This is a genomic window from Nocardiopsis lucentensis DSM 44048 (assembly GCF_000341125.1).
Classification (GTDB): domain Bacteria; phylum Actinomycetota; class Actinomycetes; order Streptosporangiales; family Streptosporangiaceae; genus Nocardiopsis; species Nocardiopsis lucentensis.
In genome coordinates this window covers 1-1,776 of record NZ_ANBC01000945.1, presented here as the reverse complement: position 1 = coordinate 1,776, position 1,776 = coordinate 1, and the positions used below count along the sequence as shown (strand labels likewise).

The following is a 1,776-nucleotide window of genomic DNA, read 5'->3' as shown; positions in this document are numbered from 1 at the left end:
CGGCTGCTGGCCGACCCTGCCGTGACCACCGTGGTGGTGGAGCACAAAGACCGCCTCGGCCGGATGAACGTCGAACTCGTCGAGGCCGCCCTGTCCGCGCACGACCGTCGCCTTGTCGTCCTGGAGGACGGCGAGGTGGAAGACGATTTGGTGCGTGATGTGGTGGAGGTGCTCACGTCCTTCTGCGCTCGGCTGTACGGGCGCCGGTCGGCGAAGAACCGTGCCCGCAAGGCCCTGGAGGCCGCCGAGCATGGCTGAGCCCACGAAGAACAAGCATCTGTGGCAGATCGCCCGCCCGTTCGTCGCCGCCGGCCCCTCGGGGGTGTCGATACGCGACCGTCTCAAGGGCCTCACACCCCAGGACGAGAAGGTCCTGCGTGCTGTGGGCGATCACATGGGAGGCCTCGCATCGGCCGATCTGGCTCGGCGTTGCCGTGACGGCCTGGACCATTCCACCCACACCTGGGCGCAGCGCAAGCGGGACCTGACCATCGAGTCCTCGTCGCGGTGGGCGGGTTCGGTCACCGCCAACACCCACGACCAGTGGGGCCTGTCCCGCCGCGCCCAGCACGCACACCTGCAGTCGCTGGACGCCGGTATCCGCACGATCCGGCACCGCCTGTCGCTCCCGATCGGGCAGAAGGGCAGCCGGGGCAAGCCCGGCGGCTACCGCTCCAAGGGCGAGTGGTTCCACAAAACGCGCCGCCTGGCGATCCTCCAAGAGCGCTACGAGCGTGTGCGAGCTGAGCGGGAGGCCGGGAAGGTCTCGGTCGTTCGCGGCGGCGGGCGGCTGCTCCACCAGCGCCACAACCTCACCGCCGCACAGAAAACCGAAACCGAGTGGCGCTCGGAGTGGGAAGCATCCCGTTGGTTCCTGACCGCTGACGGGGAGTCCGGCAAGCGCTTCGGGAACGAGACGATCCGCATCTCCCCGGACGGCGAAGTGTCGATCAAGTTGCCCGCGCCGCTCGCCGACCTGGCCAACGCCCGCCACGGCCGGTACGTGCTGGCCGCGAAGGTCTCCTTCTCCCACCGGGGCGAGGAGTGGCGCGACCGCATCGAGGCGAACCGGGCCGTGGCCTACCGCGTCCACCTGGACGTGACCCGTGGTCGCTGGTACCTGGACGCCAGTTGGGCCCGAAAAGACCTGCCCGTCGTCGGGCTGGACACGCTGCGGGCCGGGGGTGTGATCGGTGTGGACACCAACGCCGACCACCTGGCCGCATGGCTGCTGGACACCCACGGCAACCCGACGGGTGCCCCACGCCGTTTCGACTACGACCTGTCCGGAACCGCCAACCGGCGTGACGCCCAACTCCGGCACGCCCTCACTCGCCTCCTGCGCTGGGCGCGGGACCGCGGTGTGCGGGCCATCGCGATCGAAGACCTTGACTTCACCGACTCCAAGAGCCGGGAGAAGCACGGCCGCAGGAAGCGGTTCCGGCGGCTCATCTCGGGCATCCCCACCGGCAGACTTCGCGCACGGCTGGTGTCGATGTGCGCCGAGGCCGGTATCGGCGTCATCGCCGTTGATCCGGCCTACACCTCGATGTGGGGCGCGCGGCACTGGCAGAAGCCGCTGACCAACAGGAAACGCAAGACTTCCCGACACGCCGCCGCCTCGGTGGCGATCGGTAGGCGCGCCCTGGGACACGCGATCCGGCGACGGACGGCACCGCCCCGCACCCACCAGAGCGATGGGTGCGGGCATCGGACCGCCCAGGCCGGACCACGTGACCGGGGGCGTGAGGGAGACCGCCCCCGCGCACCCGGACC

At 70.3% G+C, this 1,776-nt stretch carries 2 protein-coding genes; both read left to right on the top strand.

The genetic code is table 11. The annotated features are described in order from the left end of the window. Positions 1-258: recombinase family protein (locus tag D471_RS0132175; protein WP_017602415.1), on the top strand; the 258-nt coding region annotated here is incomplete at its 5' end. Further along, the coding region (locus D471_RS0132170) for an IS200/IS605 family accessory protein TnpB-related protein (protein WP_017602414.1) at positions 251-1,776 on the top strand (1,526 nt) is incomplete at its 3' end. The genes D471_RS0132175 and D471_RS0132170, both read left to right, overlap by 8 nt.